Below are 17,033 nucleotides of genomic sequence, written 5' to 3' on the forward strand. Positions count from 1 at the left end.
CGCGCGCGCGGGGCCCCCCCCCCCCCCCTCCCCCCGCGCGAGCCGCGCGCGTCGGCACGACGAGGTGCGGACCGTGATCATGCTGGTCAGCCGACGCGCTGGACGGCGTTGAAGCGGTCGACGGCGACCTGCACCGCCGCCTGCCGAGTCTCGGCGACCTCGTTCTCCTTCAGGGTCCGGTCCGCGGCGCGGAAGCGGAGCGCGAAGGCCAGCGACTTCTTGCCTTCGCCGATCTGCTCACCCGTGTACACGTCGAACAACCGGATCGACTCCAGCAGTTCGCCGGCCCCCTCGGTCAACGCGGCCTCGACATCGGCCGCCGGTACGTCGGCCGCGACGATCAGCGCCACGTCCTCCTTGGCCACCGGGTACGACGAGAACGGCTGCGCCGTCACCGACGCCGGTCCGGCCGCGATCAGCGCGTCGAGATCCAGCTCGACCGCGCTCGACCGCTTCGGCAGACCGAACGCCTGGCACACCTTCGGGTGCAGCTCGCCGGCGTACCCGATCACCGTGCGCCCGCCCGTAGTCGCGATCGACAGCTCGGCGCAGCGACCCGGGTGCCACGGCGCCCGCTCCGCGTTGCGGACGTCGACCTCGACGCCGATCGCCGTCGCGATCGCGCGGGCGACCTGCACGGCATCGGCCCAGCTGACCTGCTCGCCCTTGCCCCACCAACCGGTCGGCGTCCGAGCGCCGGTGAGCACGACGCCGATGTGCAGCGGCTGCTCCGGCAGCGCGGCGTACAGGGCCTTGAGCTCGTCCTCGCTCGGCCGCTGCGCGACCGACGGCAGCGGCGCCGCCTTCGCGTCGGCCTTCGGGAGGAAGACCAGCCCGGTCTGGAAGATCGCCAGGTCGGTCGACCCGCGCCCGACGTTGCGCTCGGCGGTGCGGAGCAGCGTCGGCAGGAGCGTCGTCTGCATCGACGGCTCCTCGTCGGACAACGGGTTGACCAGCTTCACCGTCGTACGCCGTGCGTCGTCGGCCGCCAGCCCCATCGCGTCGAAGTCCGCGTCCCCCACGAACGGGTAGGACACGACCTCGGTCAGCCCGGCACCGACGAGCGCGGTGGCAACCCGCCGACGTCGCCGCTGCGACACCGTCAGCCCCTGGCCACCAGGAGCCGGCGGCAGCACCGAGGGCACGTTGTCGAACCCGAACAGCCGGATGACCTCTTCGGCGAAGTCGTTGGGGTCCCGCAGGTCCGGCCGCCACGACGGCGGCGTCACCGTCACCAGCTCGGCCGAAGAATCCTTCGCACCAACAGCAAACGCAGCCGGTACGGCGTCAGCAGCAGCTGCCGCGACCTCGCACCCAACCGACTCCAGGTGCCGCGTGCTCTCCTCGACCGTGATCGCCGCCCCCGCGACCCGCGCCGCGTGGTCGGCCCGGAACGTCACCGAAGGCGACGCCGGGTGCGTGTCGATCAGCGTCTCGTCGGCAACGATCGTCCCGCCCGCCAGCTCGGCCAGCAGATCCGCGACGCGCTGCGCGGCGTACCGCGGAAGCTCCGGGTCCACCTCGCGCTCGAACCGCCGCGACGCCTCCGAGGACAGCTTGTGCCGCCGCGACGCCCGCGCGATCACGATCGGGTCGAAGTGCGCGGCCTCGATCACCACGTCGGTGGTCGAGTCGGAGATCTCCGTCGACGCGCCGCCCATCACGCCGGCGATGCCGATCGGGCCGGAGTCGTCGGTGATCAGCAGGTCCTCGGGGTCCAGCTCGCGGGTCTGGTCGTCGAGCGTCATCAGCTTCTCGCCGGCCGTCGCCCGGCGGACCACGATCTCGCCGCTCAGCCGGTCCTTGTCGTACCCGTGGATCGGCTGCCCGAGCTCGAGCATCACGTAGTTGGTGACGTCGACGCCGATCGAGATCGGCCGCATCCCCGACGCAACCAGCCGCTGCTGCAGCCAGCGCGGCGACGGCGCCTTCGGGTCGATCCCGGTCACCGTCCGGGTGACGAACACGCTGCACCCGTCCGCGTCGTCGACGCGCACCGGGTAACCGCCTTCACCCGACCCGTTCAGCGTCAGCGCCGCCGGGTCCTTCAGCTCCACCCCGTACGCCGTCGCGGCCTCGCGGGCCATCCCGCGGATCGACAGGCAGTACCCGCGGTCGGGCGTGACGGCGATGTCGAGCACATCGTCGCGCAGCGACAGCAGCTCGATCGCGTCGTCGCCCGGCGTCGCCTCGCCCGGCTGCAGGACCACGATGCCGTGCGTGCCGTCGTCGCCCAGTCCCAGCTCGGAGCTGGAGCAGATCATCCCCGAGGAGACGTGCCCGTAGGTCTTGCGCGCCGAGATCGCGAACCCGCCGGGCAGCACCGCGCCCGGCAGCACGACCACGACCAGGTCGCCGACCTCGAAGTTGCTCGCGCCGCAGACGACCCACTGCGGCTCGTCCTTGCCGATGTCGAGCGAGCACCAGCGGATCGTCTTGCCGTTCTTCTGCGGCTCCGGCTCGTAGCTCAGCACCTTGCCGACCACCAGCGGGCCGGTCAGGTCGGACTCGACGACGGTCTCCACCTCGAGCCCGGCCCGGACCAGCTTCTCGCCGACCTCGCGACCGGTGACACCCTCCGGCAGCTCGGCGTACTCACGAAGCCACGACAGTGGGACCCGCATCAGATCTCCATCCCGAACTGGCGGCTGAACCGCACGTCACCCTCGACCATGTCCCGCATGTCCTGCACCCCGTTGCGGAACATCAGCGTCCGCTCCAGGCCCATCCCGAACGCGAAGCCCGAGTACCGCTCGGGGTCGATGCCGCAGGCCTGCAGGACCCGCGGGTTGACCACGCCGCAGCCGCCCCACTCGATCCAGCCCTCGCTGCCGCAGGTCCGGCACGGGCGGTCGGGGTTGCCGACCGAGGCGCCGCGGCAGACGAAGCAGAGCAGGTCGACCTCGGCCGACGGCTCGGTGAACGGGAAGAAGTTCGGCCGCAGGCGGGCCTCCAGGCCCTCGCCGAACATCGACACGACGAAGTGGTCCAGCGTGCCCTTCAGGTGCGCGAGCGTGATCCCTTCGTCAACAACGAGCCCCTCGACCTGGTAGAAGACCGGCGTGTGCGTCGCGTCCAGCTCGTCGGTGCGGAACACGCGGCCCGGGCAGATCACGTAGATCGGCGGCTTGCGGGTCAGCATCGAGCGGGCCTGCACCGGCGAGGTGTGGGTGCGCAGGACCGTCCCGGAGCCGGCCGGCTCGACGAAGAAGGTGTCCTGCATCTGCCGCGCCGGGTGGTCGGGCTGGAAGTTCAGGGCGTCGAAGTTCAGCCACTCGGCCTCGACCTCGGGGCCTTCGGCGACGTCCCAGCCGAGCGCGGTGAAGACGTCGGCGATCTGCTCGGAGATCAGCGACAGCGGGTGCCGCGCGCCGGGCTGCGGGCTGGTCCACGGCAGCGTCACGTCGACCTGCTCGGTGGCCAGCATCCGCTCCTCGTGCTCGGCCTCGAGCACGGCCAGGCGGCCGGCGTACGCGTCGGTGATCAGCTTGCGCGCCGAGCCGATCCGCTGGCCGGCCTCCTTGCGGCCCTGCGGCGGCAGCGCGCCGATCTCGCGGTTGGCCAGCGCGATCGGGGACCGCTCGCCCAGGTGGGCCAGCTTGGCCTCCTGCAGCGCCGCCAGGTCGGCCGCGGTCCGGAAGGCGTCGAGGGCCTCGTCCCGCGTCCGTTCGACCACGTCGGCGTGCAACGGAGTCACCTCGACGGGGTCGTAGTTCTTGTTGGGACCGGACATGGCTCACTCTCGGGTCGCTGATTCCTAACCTGCTGCTGGCAGTCTAGGAACCCGCGGCGCCGGAGCGTGAATCGGTTGTCCACAGCGGGCACAATCGGAGCGTCACCCGCCGACTACCCGCCAGCCCAGCAGCCGAGCCGAAAGCAGTCCCGCATGACGAGCGCCGACCTCAGCACGACCGCCACCGAGCCCGGATCCGACACCCCGCCGGCGCTGCGCTGGCTGCTCGCCGCCGGCGGAGCGATCGGGTTCCTGGCCGCGTTCGTGCTGACCGTGGAGAAGTTCCACGTGCTCACCGACCCGAACTACACGCCGAGCTGCAGCATCAACTCGGTGCTGTCCTGCGGCTCGGTGATGTCGACCCCGCAGGCCGCGCTGTTCGGCTTCCCGAACCCGCTGCTCGGCATCGGCGGCTTCGCGATCGTCACCACCCTCGGCGTGCTGCTGGTCAGCGGCGTCCGGTTCCCGCGCTGGATCTGGCTCGGCCTGCAGGTCGGCGTGACGGCGGCCGCCGTACTGATCCACTGGCTGATCTACCAGAGCATCTACTCGATCGGCGCGCTGTGCCCGTACTGCATGGTCGTGTGGGCGGTGACGATCCCGACGTTCTGGTACGTCACCGTGCACAACTTCCGCGACACCCGCTGGGTCCGCTCACTCAGCGGCTACCACGCGGTCGTGATCGGGGCCTGGGCCCTGTTCGTCACCGGCATCATCCTGACCCGCTTCTGGCTCGGCAACGGCTGACCTGCGCGGCAGCACGAAGAGCGCGACCAGCGCACCGGCGGCAGCGCCGACCAGGCCCGCGGTCATCGCGATCGACATCGCGTCGGTGAACGCCTCGCGCGCGACCTCGACGTACTGACCGCCCAGCGCCAGCGTCTCCGCGATCGAGTCCCGCGCCGGGACGTCGTCGGGCAGAGCAGCCGAGTACGCCGCCGCCAGCACACTGCCCAGTACGGCGACCGACAGCGCGGCGCCGGTCTGCTGCACGGTGTCGTTCATCGCCGACCCGACGCCGCGGTGCTCGGCCGGGACGGCCTGCATGAGCAGCGTGTACGCCGCCGGCCCGGCGAGGCCGCCGCCGATGCCCATCACCATCAGGCCGACGATCAGCAGCCCGTACCCGGTGCCGGTCGTGACCTGCGTGAGGATGCCGAACCCGGCCGCGATCACCACCAGCCCGCTCGCGATCAGCGTCCGGTCGGCGAACTTCTTGCCGAGCGTCGCGCCGATGCCGTTGAACAGCATCGCCGAGACGGCGTACGGGATCAGGGCGAGACCGGCCTTGAGCGGGCTGTAGGCCAGCACGAACTGCAGGTACTGCGTGAGCGCGAGCAGCAGGCCGCCCGCGGTGAACGACAGCAGCACGATCGAGAGGCTGGTACCGCTGAAGTTGCGGTCCCGGAAGAGGTGCAGCGGGACCATCGGGTGCGGGGTGCGCCTTTCCCAGAAGGCAAAGGCGACCAGCGCGACGACGCCGACGGCGAGGCCGCCGAGGACGCGGCCCGAGCCGAGACCGTCGACCGGGATCGAGATGATCGCCCACACCACGGCCGACATCCCGACCACCGAGAGCAGCGCGCCGAGCGGGTCGACCGCGCGGGCCGGGCCCTTCGACTCCGGGATCAGCGCGACCGTGCCGGCGATCGCGAGCACCGCGATCGGCAGGTTGATCAGGAAGATCGAGCCCCACCAGAAGTGCTCCAGCAGGACACCGCCGATCGTCGGACCGGCGACCACGCCGACCATCGCGACCGTCGACCAGGCGGCCATCGCCTTGCGCTGCTCCTGCGGCGGGAAGACCGTGAACAGCAGCGACAGCGTGCTCGGCATCAGCAGCGAACCGCCGACACCCATCAGGCCGCGGCAGGCGATCAGCTGCCACGGGTTGGTCGCGAGCGTGGCGAGCACCGACGCGGCGCCGAACACCACCAGCCCGACGATCAGCATCCGGCGCCGGCCGAACCGGTCGGACAGGCTTCCGGCGGTCAGCAGCAGGCCCGCGAACGCCAGGATGTAGGCGTCGATGATCCACTGCACGTCGGCCGGGGTGGCGGACAGGTCGCGCATCAGCGACGGGATGGCCAGGTTCAGGACGGTGTTGTCGACCACCAGCACCATCACGCTCAGACACAGAATCAGCAGGATCCACCAGCGCCGGGGATGACCGGTCTGGCTCGACTCGAACGATGTACTAGTCACTCGCACACTGTACGACGAACTCGAACAGTGTGCGAGTCAGCTTAGACTTGGACCATGGAATCGATCTGGACCCGGCCCCAGCGGCCGGCCGCCGCGGCCCGCGAGACGCTCAGCCGCGACCAGATCGTCAAGGCCACCATGGAACTGCTCGACACCGAGGGCGCCGCCGGCCTGAGCATGCGCAAGCTCGCCGCCCGCCTCGACTCCGGCGCCACCAGCCTGTACTGGCACGTGCAGACCAAGGACGACCTGCTCGACCTGGTCATCGACGAGGTGTACGGCGAGATCGACGTCCCCGACGCCGACCTGGCCGGCTGGCGGGCCGGCGTCCTGCTGCTCGCCCACAACCTGCGCGCCGCCGTCCTGCGGCACGGCTGGATCCCCGAGGTCATCTACATCCGCCCGAGCATCGGCCCGAACGCCGTCAGGATGGGCTCGAGGGGCCTCGCCCTCTTCGAGGCCGCCGGCTTCACCGACACCGAGATCGACTACGCCCTCGGCGCCGTCCTGGCCTTCGTCTTCGGCAACGCCAACTCCCAGGCCGCCTGGCGCGCCTCGCTGCGCCGGGCCGGCACCACCGAGGACGAGTGGAAAGCCGTCGTCCTGAAGGAAGCCGACCAGGTCACCACCGGCCACCAGGAGATGCGCGACTCGATCGACCGCCGCCGGGTCGTCGACGCCGAACGCCTCCAGAACGAACAGTTCTCCTACGGCCTCGACAGCCTGCTGGACGGCCTGGAGAAACGCCTCACACGCTGAGGCGGACCGGGTTCTCCAGCCTCACCGGCGCTGGGCGCGGGCCGAGGCGTACAGGCAGACGGCAGCCGCCGTGGCGAGGTTGAGGCTTTCGGCGCGGCCGTAGATGGGGACCTTGACCGAGCGGTCGACGATGGCGTCGTAGCCGTCGGGGAGGCCGTGGGCCTCGTTGCCGAAGAGCCAGACCGTGGGCTTGGCGAGGGTGCCGTCGTCGATGCACTCGTCGAGGTCGAAGCTGCCGTAGCCGTCGGCGGCGAGGACCTGGATGCCCTGCTCGCGCCAGGCCTTCGCGGCGGCCGGGACCTCCACGTCGAGCGAGATCGGTACGTGGAACAGGCTGCCGACGCTCGCGCGGACAGCCTTCGGGTTGTGCGGGTCGACGGACTCCGCGGACAGTACGACGGCGTCCGCGCCGGCCGCGTCGGCGGTGCGGATCAGGGTGCCGACGTTGCCGGGGTCGCGGACCTGGACGCCGACGGCCACCAGCGACGCCGTACGCCGTACCGCGTCGTCGAGCGAGACGTCGACCAGCGAGCACACCGCGACCACGCCCTGGGACGTGACGGTCTCGCTGAGCGCCTCGACACCGGCCCGGTTCACCTCGAACCAGGGCACGCCGGCGACCGTCGCCAGGTCCCGCAGGTCGCGGTGCCGGGTGGCGACGTCGGGCTCGGCGTACACCTCGATGACCAGCTCGCGGTGCTCGAGCGCCTCGCGGACGGCCTGCGGGCCCTCGACGAGGAAGCGTCCGGTCTTGCGCCGGAACGCGCGAGCGGCGAGCCTGCGGGCCTGCTTGATCCGCACGGACTGTGCGGTCAGCAGACCAGGGCTCGCCACTCGAGTGCTACTACTGGGAGCGGTGATGCTCAGGCCGCGGTCGACGGCGCGTTGACGTCCGCCGGCAGGGCAGCCTTGGCCACGACGACCAGCGCGCTGAACGCGGCCGGGTCGTTGACGGCCAGGTCGGCCAGGATCTTGCGGTCGACCTCGACCTCGGCCAGCCGCAGGCCCTGGATGAACCGGTTGTAGGTCAGGCCCTCCGCGCGGGTCGCCGCGTTGATCCGCTGGATCCACAGCTTGCGGAAGTCGCCCTTGCGCGCCTTGCGGTCACGGTAGGCGTAGACGAGCGAGTGGGTGACCTGCTCCTTGGCCTTGCGGTACAGGCGCGAGCGCTGACCGCGGTAGCCGCTGGCCTGCTCGAGGACGACCCGGCGCTTCTTGTGGGCGTTGACTGCCCGCTTCACGCGTGCCATGAGGTGTTACTCCTTGTATTTCTGCGCCGGAGAAGTCGATCCACTCGGCGGGGATGTTCGGGGGTGGGGAAGAAGGACTCAGATACCGAGGAGCTTCTTGGCCTTCTTGACGTACGACGGCGCGACCTCGACGGTGCCGGACAGGCGGCGCTTGCGCTTGGACGACTTCGCCTCGGCGAGGTGGCGGACACCGGTCTGCTCGCGGCGGATCTTGCCCGAACCGGTCACCCGGACGCGCTTCTTCATCCCCGAGTGGGTCTTCATCTTCGGCATGGCTGTTTGCTCTCTCGTTTCTTCGTTGACTCGGCCCGGTGGACCGGCTCCGACCCGCGAGGGCCGGAGCGACGGATCACTCCGGGTCGAGGTTGTCGGCCGGACCCTTCGGCTTCTTGGTGGCGCCGGCGGCGCGCTCGGCCTCGTGCTGCTGGGCCTGCTCGGCGCGTTCGACGCGCTCGGCTTCCTGCTCGGCCTCGCGCTCGGCGACCTTCTTGGCCTTCTCGGCTTCCACGTCCACGCGCGCCTCGGACTTCTTCTTGTGCGGTCCGAGCACCATGATCATGTTCCGGCCGTCCTGACGCGGCGAGGACTCGACGAAGCCGAGCTCGGTGACGTCTTCGGCCAGCCGCTGCAGCAGCCGGAACCCCAGCTCGGGGCGGGACTGCTCGCGACCACGGAACATGATCGTGATCTTCACCTTGTCACCGGCACGGAGGAAGCGGACGACGTGACCCTTCTTGGTCTCGTAGTCGTGCGGGTCGATCTTCGGCCGCAGCTTCATCTCTTTGATGACGGTGTTGGTCTGGTTCCGGCGGGACTCGCGCGCCTTCTGCGCGGTCTCGTACTTGTACTTGCCGAAATCCATCAGCTTGCAGACCGGCGGGCGTGCCGTGGCCGCAACCTCGACCAGGTCGAGATCGGCTTCCTGTGCCAACCGAAGAGCGTCTTCGATCCGGACGATGCCTACCTGCTCACCGTTCGGTCCGACCAGACGCACCTCGGGAACGCGGATGCGCTCGTTGACGCGCAGTTCAATGGTGATGGGTCCTCCTGGGTTGTTCGAAACTGGTGCCACCTGCTGATCGCCCCGGGGACTTCCGCCAGGAACGACGAAGGCCTCCGTGCGCGATCCACACGAAGGCCCAATTCCCAGATCGACGGCTCACCAACCCCGGCCTGCGAGGTGGTACGCCGTACGATCGCCGATGGTGCTCCGGCGGTGAGGCCGGGACTCTCGGCGTGACCGGGACCCGCCGACTCTTCGTCGACTGGGTGGGAGGTGGCCCTCCGCTTAGACCTGAACCGCTGGATCGCTCTGAGTATTCCGCTCAGGGGTCACCGTCGGACCGGGTCGGTCGCCATGCAAGAGTAGCAGCATGACCGACCCGATCTCCACTTCGCCCGACCCCACCGCCGACTCCCCCGCCGCGGAGGAGTCCCGGGTGGACCCGATGTCGACCGTCTCCCGCGACATCGCGGAGGTCCCGAGCGTGGAGATCATCTCGACCGCGGCGCTGCACCTGATGAGCGCCGCCGCGGTGAACCTCGGCCTGGCCGAGGACCTGCCCGACCACCAGGACCTGGACGAGGCCCGCTCCCTGATCGACGCCCTGGCCGGCCTGCTCGACGCCTCCGCCCCCAGCCTCGGCCACCACCACGCCGCACCGCTGCGCGACGGCCTGCGCTCCCTGCAGCTCGCCTTCAAGGAAGCCTCCACCATCCCCGACGAGCCCGGCGCGGGCCCCGGCGAGAAGTACACCGGCGAGGTCCACCCGAAGGCCTCCCGCCGCCGCTGACGGTGCCGAGCGACAGGACGTGTCTCCCGGTTCGGCCGTCAGCCGGCCCGCGCCGAGCGCGCGAACCGGCTGCCGCCCCGGAGACGTCCTGTCGTTCGGTACCGCTCAGCCCTTGACCGCGCCTTCCTCGACGCCCTTGAAGAAGAAGCGCTGGAGGGTGGCGAAGACGATCACGATCGGGATGAAGGCGATCATCGTGCCCGCGGCGATCAGGCGGGGGTTGTTGCTGAAGGTGCCGGACAGGTACTGCAGGCCGACGGTCAGCGTGTACTTGTCGGGGTCGGTGAGGACGATCAGCGGCCAGAGGAAGTCGTCCCAGGCGCCGATGAAGGCGAAGATCGCGACCACGCTGATCGTGCCGCGGACGCTCGGCAGGGCGATGTAGCGGAAGCGTTGCCAGACGTTGGCGCCGTCGACGATCGCGGCCTGGTCGACCTCGATCGGCAGCGAGCGGAACGCGTTGTACATCAGCAGCACGTTCAGCGCACCGATCATCCCGGGCAGCGCGACGCCGAACAGCGTGTTGGCGAGGCCGAACTCCCGCACCGTGACGTACTGCGAAATGATCGTCACCTCCCCCGGCAGCACCAGCGTCGCCAGGAACAGCCCGAGGACGATCTTGCGGCCGCGGAACTGCAGCCGGGACAGCGCGAAGCCGGCCAGCGACGAGCCGATGATGTTGCCTCCGACAACCAGTACGGCGACCTGCAGCGAGTTGCGCATGTAGTCCCAGACCGGGATGGTGTCGGCCACCGCGCCGTAGTGGTCGAGCGTCGGCTGGGCCGGCAGCAGGCGCGGGATCCGGGTGTAGATGTCCTCGCCGGAGCCCTTCAGCGACGTCGACAGCTGCCACAGGAACGGCCCGATCGTGATCAGCAGCACGAACACGAGCAGGACGTAGCGGACCGCCTTCTCGGTCGGCGACATCGCGTTGAAGCTGAACGTGCCGCGCTTGCGCTTGCGGACCGGCGTACCGGGGTCGTCCGGTACGGCGACCGGCCGCGCGGGATCGGTGACCACACTCATGCGTCGGCCGCCTTCCGGTTGAGCCGGGCCAGGGCCAGCATCGGGACGACGGTGACGAAGAACAGCACGATCGACAGCGCGGAGGCGTAGCCGAGGTTGCCCTCGAAGCCCTGGCTGTACTGCTGGATCAGCATCACCACCGACGAGTCGCGACCGCCCGGCCCGCCGTTGCCGCCGCTGAGGATGAACAGCTCGGAGAAGACCCGCAGCGCCGAGACCGAGATCAGGATCGCGATCAGGATCATCGTGCCGCGAACCCCCGGGATCGTGATGTTGGTGAAGCGCCGGAACGCGCTGGCTCCGTCGACCGCGGCCGCCTCGTGCAGCTCACGGCCGACGTTCCCGAGCGCGGCCAGGTAGATGATCATGTAGTAGCCGAGCCCCTTCCAGATGGTCAGGCTGATCGCGCTGAACAGCAGCAGCCACTGGTCGGACAGGAACGGCAGCGGCCCGGAGATGACACCGAGCTTCTCGGCCATCCCGTTGACCAGGCCGCGGTCGTCGAGGATCCACTGCCAGATCAGCGCGACGACGACCGCGGACGCCACCACCGGGGTGTAGAAGGCGGTCCGGAAGAAGGTGATTCCGGGCAGCTTCTTCTCCACCAGGACCGCCAGCGCCAGCGGCACGATCGTCAGGAACGGCAGGCAGACGATCATGTAGACGATGCTGTTCAGCAACGCCCAGCGCAGCTGCTCGTCGTGCAGCAGGGCCTCGAAGTTCTTCAGCCCGACGAAGGTCCCGCCGCCGATCGGCCTGGCGTTGGTGAACGACAGGATCACGGTGTTGATCGACGGCCACAGGTTGAACACCAGCAACCAGGCGAGTGCCGGGACGACCAGCACCCACGGGGAGAACCACCGGTGGTAGCGCATCGCGTTACTGGGCCAGCAGCTGGTCGGCCTTGGCCACCGCGGCGTCCAGCGCCTCCTGCGAGGTCACCTTGCCGGAGATGGCGAGCGAGATCTGCTGGTTGATGAAGTCGTTGGTGGCCCCGCTGATCACGGCCGGCTGCAGCGACTTGGCCTTGGCCAGCGACTCGAACGCGAGCACCTTGGCGTCGCTCTCCGGCGTACCGTCGGACTTGGAGAAGTACGGGTCGTTCGCGGACGCCTTGGTGGACGGGAAGATGTTCACGATCTTGGCGAACGCGGCCTGGTTCTCGGCGTTGGTGACGAACTTGGCCAGCGCGATCGCGGCGGCCTGGTTCTTCGACTTGGCCGAGACCGACAGCCCCTGCACGTACAGCGGCGGGGTGTCCAGGGCCGGCGACGGGACGACCTTGCCCTTCAGCGACGGGTTGTCCTTCTGGAAGTCGACGATCGCGTTGCCGCCACCGGTGGTCCAGGCGACCTTGCCCTGGGTGAAGAGCTTGGAGTTGCCCAGGTACTCCTGGGTCAGGATGTCGCGCGGCAGGTAGCCGTTCTTGTAGGCGTCGCGGTACTTGTCCAGCAGGGCGACGGCCTCGGGGGTGTTGAAGGTGAACTTCTTGCCGTCGTCGCTGAGGATCTTGACGCCGGCGTTGGTGAAGTCGCCGATGCCGGGCAGCCGGCTCATCAGGTACTCCTTGCCGCCGGACTTGTCGTGCATCACCTTGGCCGCGGCGAGCAGCTCGTCGAAGGTCTTCGGCGGGTTCTTCGCGTCCAGGCCTACGGCCGCGAACTTGGTCGCGTTCCAGTAGTCGATGTCGGTGTTCAGGTACCACGGGTAGCCGAAGGTGCCCTCGACCCCCTGGTACTGGTACGCCGAGACGCCGCCCTCGACGTAGTCGGTCTTCACGGCCGGGTCGGCCGCGGCGACGTCGAGCAGCAGGCTCTGCTTGGCCAGCGGCAGCGCGAACTCCGGCGGCAGGTTGGTCACGTCGGGCAGCTGGCCGGCCGAGGCCTGGCTGAGCACCTTCTTGTCGTAGCCGTCACCGGGCTGGTCCAGCCAGGTCACCTTGGTGCCGGGGTACTTGGCCTCGAAGTCCTTGATCACGCCCTCGACGTACGTCGTGAACTTCGGCTTCAGCGCCCAGGTCTGGAAGCTGACCTCACCGGTCACCTTCGCGTTCGCGTCGACGGTCGGCTGGGCGCCGGACGAGGACTCCTCGGAGGACCCGAGGCCGCAGCCGGCCAGGGTGAGCGCGGCGACGGCGAGTGCTGCCACCGGGGCGAGACGACGACTAGGCATGGAATTCTCCTGTGGTGATAAACCGGTATAGCTCCTGCACTATCCACATCGTAGAATCCGCTGTCAAGGGTGGGGACCGACCAGGAGGTGGCCGATGGCCAGACCGACGATCGCGGACATCGCGGACCGCGCGGGCGTGTCCAAGGGCGCGGTGTCGTTCGCGCTGAACGGGCGTCCCGGGGTGAGCGAGGCGACCCGGGCCAGGATCCTGGCGATCGCCGAGCAGATGGCGTGGCGGCCGCACAGCGCGGCGCGGGCGCTGGGGGCTTCCCGGGTGGACTCGGTCGGGCTGGTGATCGCGCGGCCGGCGCGGACGCTCGGCGTGGAGCCGTTCTTCGCGCACCTGGTCTCCGGGCTGCAGTCCGGCCTGTCCGCGCACGGGATCTCGCTGCAGCTGCTGATCGTCGAGGACACCGAGGCCGAGATCGAGGTCTACCGGCGCTGGCACTCCGAGCACCGGGTGGACGGCGTGATCCTGGTCGACCTGACCGTCCGCGACCCGCGGATCGACGAGCTGAAGGCGCTGGAGCTGCCGGCGGTGGTGATCGGCGGCCGCGGCGGCAAGGGCGCGCTGCCGTCGGTGTGGGCCTCGGACCGGGACGCGATGCTGGCCGTCGTGGAGTACCTGGCCGCGCTCGGCCACCGGCGGATCGCCCACGTCGCCGGTACGCCGAACTTCCAGCACACCCAGCGCCGGATGCGCGCGCTGCGCGACGCCGCGCCGCGGCTCGGGCTGCTGGAGGCGCCGTCGCTGACCACCGACTTCAGCGACGCCGAGGGCGCCGCGACGACCCGGAAGCTGCTCTCCCAGGCAGTCCGGCCGACCGCGATCGTCTACGACAGCGACGTGATGGCGGTGGCCGGCCTCGGGGTCGCGATGGAGATGGGCGTCCCGGTGCCCGGCGAGCTGTCCATCGTGGCCTTCGACGACTCGATCCTGACCCAGCTGATGCACCCGGCGCTGACCGCGCTGTCCCGCGACACCTTCGAGTTCGGCCGGCAGGCGGCCGAGGTGCTGCTCGAGGTGATCGCCGCGCCGGGGACCACGATCAACCGCCGGACGGCCGATCCGGTGCTCACCGTCCGGGAGTCCACCGCGCCTCCGTCTTGCCCGGAACACTAAACCGATTTAGTCTTTTTCCATGCCATCGTTCGGTGCCAACTACGTCCCCTCCGCCGGGTGGTTCTACAGCTGGCTCGACTACGACCCGGCCGCGGTCCGCCGCGACTTCGCCGACCTGGCCGGGCTCGGGCTCGACCACGTCCGGGTGTTCCCGATCTGGCCGTGGATCCAGCCGAACCGCGCGATCATCCGCGACGCGGCGATCGCGGACCTGCTCGACACCATCGACGCGGCCGCTGAGCACGGGCTGAGCGTCTCAGTCGACCTGATCCAGGGCCACCTGTCGAGCTTCGACTTCCTGCCGTCGTGGGCGCTGACCTGGCACAAGGCCAGCCTGTTCGAGAACCCCACGGTCCGCGAGGGACTCACGGCGTACTGCGAGAAAGTGGCCGCGGCCGTCGCGACCCGGCCGAACGTCTTCGCGATCACCCTCGGCAACGAGGTCAACAACCTGTGGCCGGACAGCGGCACGACTCCGCAGACCTCGACCGCGTGGGCGCAGGAGCTGCTCACCACGGTCAAGAAGGCCGCGCCGGACGTGCTCGCGCTGCACTCGGTGTTCGACGACGCCTGGTACAAGCCGGACCACCCGTTCAGCCCGGTCGATGTCACCGACCTGGGTGAGCTGAGCACCGTCCACTCGTGGGTGTTCAACGGGGTCTCCCGAGTGGACGGGCCGCTCGGCCCGGCGACCCTCACACATGCCGACTACCTGGTCGAGCTCGCCGCCGCGACCTCGCTCGACCCGGCCAGGCCGGTCTGGCTGCAGGAGATCGGTGTCCCGGGGCCCGACATCCCGGTGGATCTCCAGGCCGAGTTCGTACGCCGTACTGTCGAGCAGGTCGTGCACAACCCGGCGCTCTACGGCATCACCTGGTGGTCGTCGCACGACATCGACCGCAGGCTGCTCGACTTCCCGGACCGCGAGTACGACCTCGGGCTGTTCACCGTCGACCACCAGCGCAAGCCGGCCGCGGAGGCGCTGGCCGCGGTGATCGCCGACGTGAAGGCGAACGGCGTATGGCCCCAGCAGGCGACGACGCTGACCGCGCCGTACAACCTGCGGACCGACCTGCACCGCCGCGCCGAGATCGCGCCGGGCAGCGACTTCCACCTGCGCTGGGTGGCGGCGCGCGCCGGCGGCCCGGTCCGGATCGTACTGCCCTAGACCTTGGCGTCGATCAGGGCCTGGATCCCGTCCAGCACCCTGGCCAGGCCGAACTCGAGGTCGTCGTCGAGCTCGTCCTCGTACTCCTGGTGCGTGTAGAGCTTGAGCAGCATCGGGTAGTTGCCCTCGGCAAGCCGCGGGACCAGGAAGGCGCCGACGTGCTGGGCCTGCACCGGGACCTGCTCGCTCGCGGTGAGCTGCCGGGCCAGGTTGGCGTAGCTGCGGACGTAACCATCGAGCAGGACGACGCAGCCGAGGTTGTCGTGCATGCTCAGACCGGTCTCGTCGAGCACCTGCAGCAGGACCTCGGCCCAGCTGAGCAGGTTGGGCGTGACGGGCGCGCCGCGGATCGGCATCTCCAGCAGCCACGGGCGTTCGGCGTACCGGGCGAGCTGGGCGTTCACCCACGCGGTCGCGCCGGCCCGCCAGCCGCCGCGGCCGAGATCCGGCGCCGGGCCGAAGGCGGCGTCCTGGACCAGGACGAGCAGCTCGTCCTTGGAGCTCAGGTAGCGGTACATCGCATTGGTGGTGACGCCGAGCCGGGCGGCGATCTTCTGCAGCGAGATCGCCTCGAAGCCCTGGGTGTCGCCGAACTCGATGCCGGTGGCCACGATCCTGGCCACGCTGAGCGCCGGTTTCGGCCCACGCCGCTGGACCGGCAGCACGCCCCAGGACAGGGCGAGGCCCGGCGGCAGGTCGGTCCGCTGGTCACTCACAGGCACCATCCTGGCCCAGATCGGCCGGTGATCCGAGGTGCTGGGCCGGATAGGGGTGCTAGGTCCACCTCGAACATGGGACGCAGGACCCTCGGGCCGAAACTGTTCAATCCCTACGCTTTTTCACATCGAGGTTCACCGATCTGAAGGAGCTCACCATGAACACCGTCACCGCCACCCTCGGCCCGCTGCTCTCCCCCGACGAGCTGGAGCTGACCGACACCGACCGGCGTACGGCGCACGCGAAGATCGACTCCGCCGCCCGGTTCGGCGGGATGTCCCCGCGCCTGGCCGCCGACCGGCACGACCTGGTCGGGGTCGCCCAGACCCGCGGCGACCTGCGCCGGGTCTTCGACGGGATGGAGGACGCCGTACCGCCGTCCAAACTGACCAACGCGCTGCGGGTCGCCACGGTCGGCTGGCTGGCCGTCTGCGTCGTGCAGTTCGCGGTGTGGGTCGCGCTGGCCGTCTTCGGGCACTTCGACAGCCCGTGGTGGCTGTGGTCGGACCTGGGCCTCGGCGCCGTCGTCGCGATCCTGTGGGGAACCAACGAGTCGTACCACCGCAAGTCGTCGCTGAAGCCGCTGTGACCTTCAGTCGGTGGGATGGACCCAGCCGAAGCCGCCGTCCTCCAGCCGCACGACCTGGAGGCCGGCGGCAAGGCGCTGTACGTCGTCGGTCTCGATGACACCGGGCGCCGGGCCCGCGACGTCGAGGACGATCGCGGCCGCGCCTTCCTGTACGGCGGCGGTCGCCACCAGCTGAGCCTGCGCCGGCATCGGCCGGGCCTCGGGACTCCAGCGCTGCAGAGCATCGGTACCGGTGAACGCGAGCAGCGCGTTGCGCCCGTCCTGGCCCTGCAGCAGCGCGACGGCCATGTCGGAGGTCTTGTCGTGCGCGAGCCCACGCTCGTCGTACTCGACCTCGCCCAGCATCGCGACCACCGGCACCAGCAGCCGCGCCGACGTCAGCGCGTGCAGGATCGCGCCCTGGTCCCCGGTCAGCAGCGCCTGCGCGAGCGCGGCGTCCGCCGTACCGTCGTCGTTGTCGAAACCGGTAAAGGCCAAGCGCTTGTCGGGCTGCACGTG

The 17,033-nt window shown here is 69.9% G+C and carries 18 protein-coding genes; 6 read left to right on the forward strand and 12 right to left on the reverse strand.

The features are described from left to right. Positions 1-86: 86 nt before the first annotated feature. Together pheT and pheS are read right to left on the reverse strand one after the other, a co-directional pair. A complete protein-coding gene (gene pheT / locus AB0M01_RS03085; RefSeq protein WP_363665193.1) occupies positions 87-2,624 on the reverse strand; it encodes a phenylalanine--tRNA ligase subunit beta in 2,538 nt (845 codons plus the stop codon). After that, the gene (gene pheS, locus AB0M01_RS03090; RefSeq protein ID WP_363665194.1) at positions 2,624-3,733 is read right to left on the reverse strand and encodes a phenylalanine--tRNA ligase subunit alpha; all 1,110 of its coding nucleotides are present in this window, start codon (positions 3,731-3,733) and stop codon (positions 2,624-2,626) included. The genes pheT and pheS overlap by 1 nt, the downstream gene beginning before the upstream one ends. 153 nt (positions 3,734-3,886) lie before the next feature. On the opposite strand from pheS, the gene AB0M01_RS03095 reads away from it, so the two are divergent. After that, complete coding sequence (locus AB0M01_RS03095; protein WP_363665195.1) at positions 3,887-4,480, forward strand: vitamin K epoxide reductase family protein; 594 nt, start codon at positions 3,887-3,889, stop codon at positions 4,478-4,480. On the opposite strand, the gene AB0M01_RS03100 is transcribed toward AB0M01_RS03095, so the two are convergent. Beyond that, positions 4,388-5,938 (reverse strand): MFS transporter, encoded by a 1,551-nt coding sequence (locus AB0M01_RS03100; RefSeq protein ID WP_363665196.1) that lies wholly within the window; start codon positions 5,936-5,938, stop codon positions 4,388-4,390. The genes AB0M01_RS03095 and AB0M01_RS03100 overlap by 93 nt on opposite strands. A gap of 54 nt (positions 5,939-5,992) precedes the next feature. On the opposite strand from AB0M01_RS03100, the gene AB0M01_RS03105 reads away from it, so the two are divergent. Beyond that, a complete protein-coding gene (locus AB0M01_RS03105) occupies positions 5,993-6,697 on the forward strand; it encodes a TetR/AcrR family transcriptional regulator C-terminal domain-containing protein (protein WP_363665197.1) in 705 nt (234 codons plus the stop codon). A gap of 21 nt (positions 6,698-6,718) precedes the next feature. Here the strand turns inward: AB0M01_RS03105 and AB0M01_RS03110 are convergent, their stop codons facing one another. The 4 genes from AB0M01_RS03110 to infC form a co-directional block, all read right to left on the reverse strand. After that, positions 6,719-7,531 (reverse strand): RNA methyltransferase, encoded by an 813-nt coding sequence (locus AB0M01_RS03110; RefSeq protein ID WP_363665198.1) that lies wholly within the window; start codon positions 7,529-7,531, stop codon positions 6,719-6,721. A 29-nt stretch (positions 7,532-7,560) separates the two neighbouring features. Next, positions 7,561-7,947, reverse strand: coding sequence for a 50S ribosomal protein L20 (rplT, locus tag AB0M01_RS03115; protein WP_184797282.1), 387 nt, complete (start codon positions 7,945-7,947; stop codon positions 7,561-7,563). Positions 7,948-8,025: 78 nt separating this feature from the next. After that, positions 8,026-8,220 carry a 50S ribosomal protein L35 gene (gene rpmI, locus AB0M01_RS03120; protein WP_344180008.1) on the reverse strand — a complete coding sequence of 65 codons (195 nt, stop codon included), beginning with the start codon at positions 8,218-8,220 and terminating at the stop codon, positions 8,026-8,028. A gap of 76 nt (positions 8,221-8,296) precedes the next feature. After that, positions 8,297-9,019 carry a translation initiation factor IF-3 gene (gene infC / locus AB0M01_RS03125; protein ID WP_363665199.1) on the reverse strand — a complete coding sequence of 241 codons (723 nt, stop codon included), beginning with the start codon at positions 9,017-9,019 and terminating at the stop codon, positions 8,297-8,299. 301 nt (positions 9,020-9,320) lie between these two features. On the opposite strand from infC, the gene AB0M01_RS03130 reads away from it, so the two are divergent. Next, the gene (locus AB0M01_RS03130; RefSeq protein ID WP_363665200.1) at positions 9,321-9,740 is read left to right on the forward strand and encodes a DUF1844 domain-containing protein; all 420 of its coding nucleotides are present in this window, start codon (positions 9,321-9,323) and stop codon (positions 9,738-9,740) included. Between the two features lie 105 nt (positions 9,741-9,845). Here the strand turns inward: AB0M01_RS03130 and AB0M01_RS03135 are convergent, their stop codons facing one another. From AB0M01_RS03135 to AB0M01_RS03145, 3 genes are read right to left on the reverse strand one after another with little or no spacing between them, the layout of a single operon-like run. Beyond that, entirely contained in the window at positions 9,846-10,766 is a 921-nt protein-coding gene (locus AB0M01_RS03135) for a carbohydrate ABC transporter permease (RefSeq protein ID WP_363665201.1), read from the reverse strand. Next, entirely contained in the window at positions 10,763-11,641 is an 879-nt protein-coding gene (locus AB0M01_RS03140; RefSeq protein ID WP_363665202.1) for a sugar ABC transporter permease, read from the reverse strand. The genes AB0M01_RS03135 and AB0M01_RS03140 overlap by 4 nt, the downstream gene beginning before the upstream one ends. 4 nt (positions 11,642-11,645) lie before the next feature. Beyond that, positions 11,646-12,938, reverse strand: coding sequence for a sugar ABC transporter substrate-binding protein (locus AB0M01_RS03145; RefSeq protein WP_363665203.1), 1,293 nt, complete (start codon positions 12,936-12,938; stop codon positions 11,646-11,648). Between the two features lie 94 nt (positions 12,939-13,032). Here AB0M01_RS03145 and AB0M01_RS03150 point away from each other — a divergent pair, with 94 nt between their 5' ends. After that, positions 13,033-14,061, forward strand: a complete 1,029-nt coding sequence (locus AB0M01_RS03150; protein ID WP_363665204.1) for a LacI family DNA-binding transcriptional regulator — start codon at positions 13,033-13,035, stop codon at positions 14,059-14,061. A gap of 19 nt (positions 14,062-14,080) precedes the next feature. Next, the gene (locus AB0M01_RS03155) at positions 14,081-15,229 is read left to right on the forward strand and encodes a glycosyl hydrolase (protein WP_363665205.1); all 1,149 of its coding nucleotides are present in this window, start codon (positions 14,081-14,083) and stop codon (positions 15,227-15,229) included. On the opposite strand, the gene AB0M01_RS03160 is transcribed toward AB0M01_RS03155, so the two are convergent. After that, entirely contained in the window at positions 15,226-15,945 is a 720-nt protein-coding gene (locus AB0M01_RS03160) for a TetR/AcrR family transcriptional regulator (protein ID WP_363665206.1), read from the reverse strand. The two genes, AB0M01_RS03155 and AB0M01_RS03160, sit on opposite strands and share 4 nt — an antisense overlap. A gap of 158 nt (positions 15,946-16,103) precedes the next feature. Between AB0M01_RS03160 and AB0M01_RS03165 the strand changes: the two genes are divergently transcribed. Continuing rightward, entirely contained in the window at positions 16,104-16,535 is a 432-nt protein-coding gene (locus AB0M01_RS03165; RefSeq protein WP_363665207.1) for a hypothetical protein, read from the forward strand. Positions 16,536-16,538: 3 nt separating this feature from the next. On the opposite strand, the gene AB0M01_RS03170 is transcribed toward AB0M01_RS03165, so the two are convergent. After that, on the reverse strand, positions 16,539-17,030 hold the full coding sequence (locus AB0M01_RS03170; protein ID WP_363665208.1) for an SseB family protein: 492 nt from the start codon (positions 17,028-17,030) through the stop codon (positions 16,539-16,541). Positions 17,031-17,033 lie beyond the last annotated feature (3 nt).

The organism is Kribbella sp. NPDC051770, assembly GCF_040681455.1.
Taxonomy (GTDB): Bacteria; Actinomycetota; Actinomycetes; order Propionibacteriales; family Kribbellaceae; genus Kribbella.

What these genes read in the sequence shown, in the direction of transcription:
- AB0M01_RS03135 (WP_363665201.1), bottom strand. Translation starts at nt 10,766, where the DNA reads ATGAGTGTGGTCACCGATCCCGCGCGGCCGGTCGCCGTACCGGACGAC.
- AB0M01_RS03130 (WP_363665200.1), top strand. Translation starts at nt 9,321, where the DNA reads ATGACCGACCCGATCTCCACTTCGCCCGACCCCACCGCCGACTCCCCC.
- rpmI (WP_344180008.1), bottom strand. Translation starts at nt 8,220, where the DNA reads ATGCCGAAGATGAAGACCCACTCGGGGATGAAGAAGCGCGTCCGGGTG.
- pheS (WP_363665194.1), bottom strand. Translation starts at nt 3,733, where the DNA reads ATGTCCGGTCCCAACAAGAACTACGACCCCGTCGAGGTGACTCCGTTG.
- AB0M01_RS03105 (WP_363665197.1), top strand. Translation starts at nt 5,993, where the DNA reads ATGGAATCGATCTGGACCCGGCCCCAGCGGCCGGCCGCCGCGGCCCGC.
- pheT (WP_363665193.1), bottom strand. Translation starts at nt 2,624, where the DNA reads ATGCGGGTCCCACTGTCGTGGCTTCGTGAGTACGCCGAGCTGCCGGAG.
- AB0M01_RS03155 (WP_363665205.1), top strand. Translation starts at nt 14,081, where the DNA reads ATGCCATCGTTCGGTGCCAACTACGTCCCCTCCGCCGGGTGGTTCTAC.
- AB0M01_RS03145 (WP_363665203.1), bottom strand. Translation starts at nt 12,938, where the DNA reads ATGCCTAGTCGTCGTCTCGCCCCGGTGGCAGCACTCGCCGTCGCCGCG.
- AB0M01_RS03165 (WP_363665207.1), top strand. Translation starts at nt 16,104, where the DNA reads ATGAACACCGTCACCGCCACCCTCGGCCCGCTGCTCTCCCCCGACGAG.
- rplT (WP_184797282.1), bottom strand. Translation starts at nt 7,947, where the DNA reads ATGGCACGCGTGAAGCGGGCAGTCAACGCCCACAAGAAGCGCCGGGTC.
- AB0M01_RS03095 (WP_363665195.1), top strand. Translation starts at nt 3,887, where the DNA reads ATGACGAGCGCCGACCTCAGCACGACCGCCACCGAGCCCGGATCCGAC.
- AB0M01_RS03140 (WP_363665202.1), bottom strand. Translation starts at nt 11,641, where the DNA reads ATGCGCTACCACCGGTGGTTCTCCCCGTGGGTGCTGGTCGTCCCGGCA.
- AB0M01_RS03150 (WP_363665204.1), top strand. Translation starts at nt 13,033, where the DNA reads ATGGCCAGACCGACGATCGCGGACATCGCGGACCGCGCGGGCGTGTCC.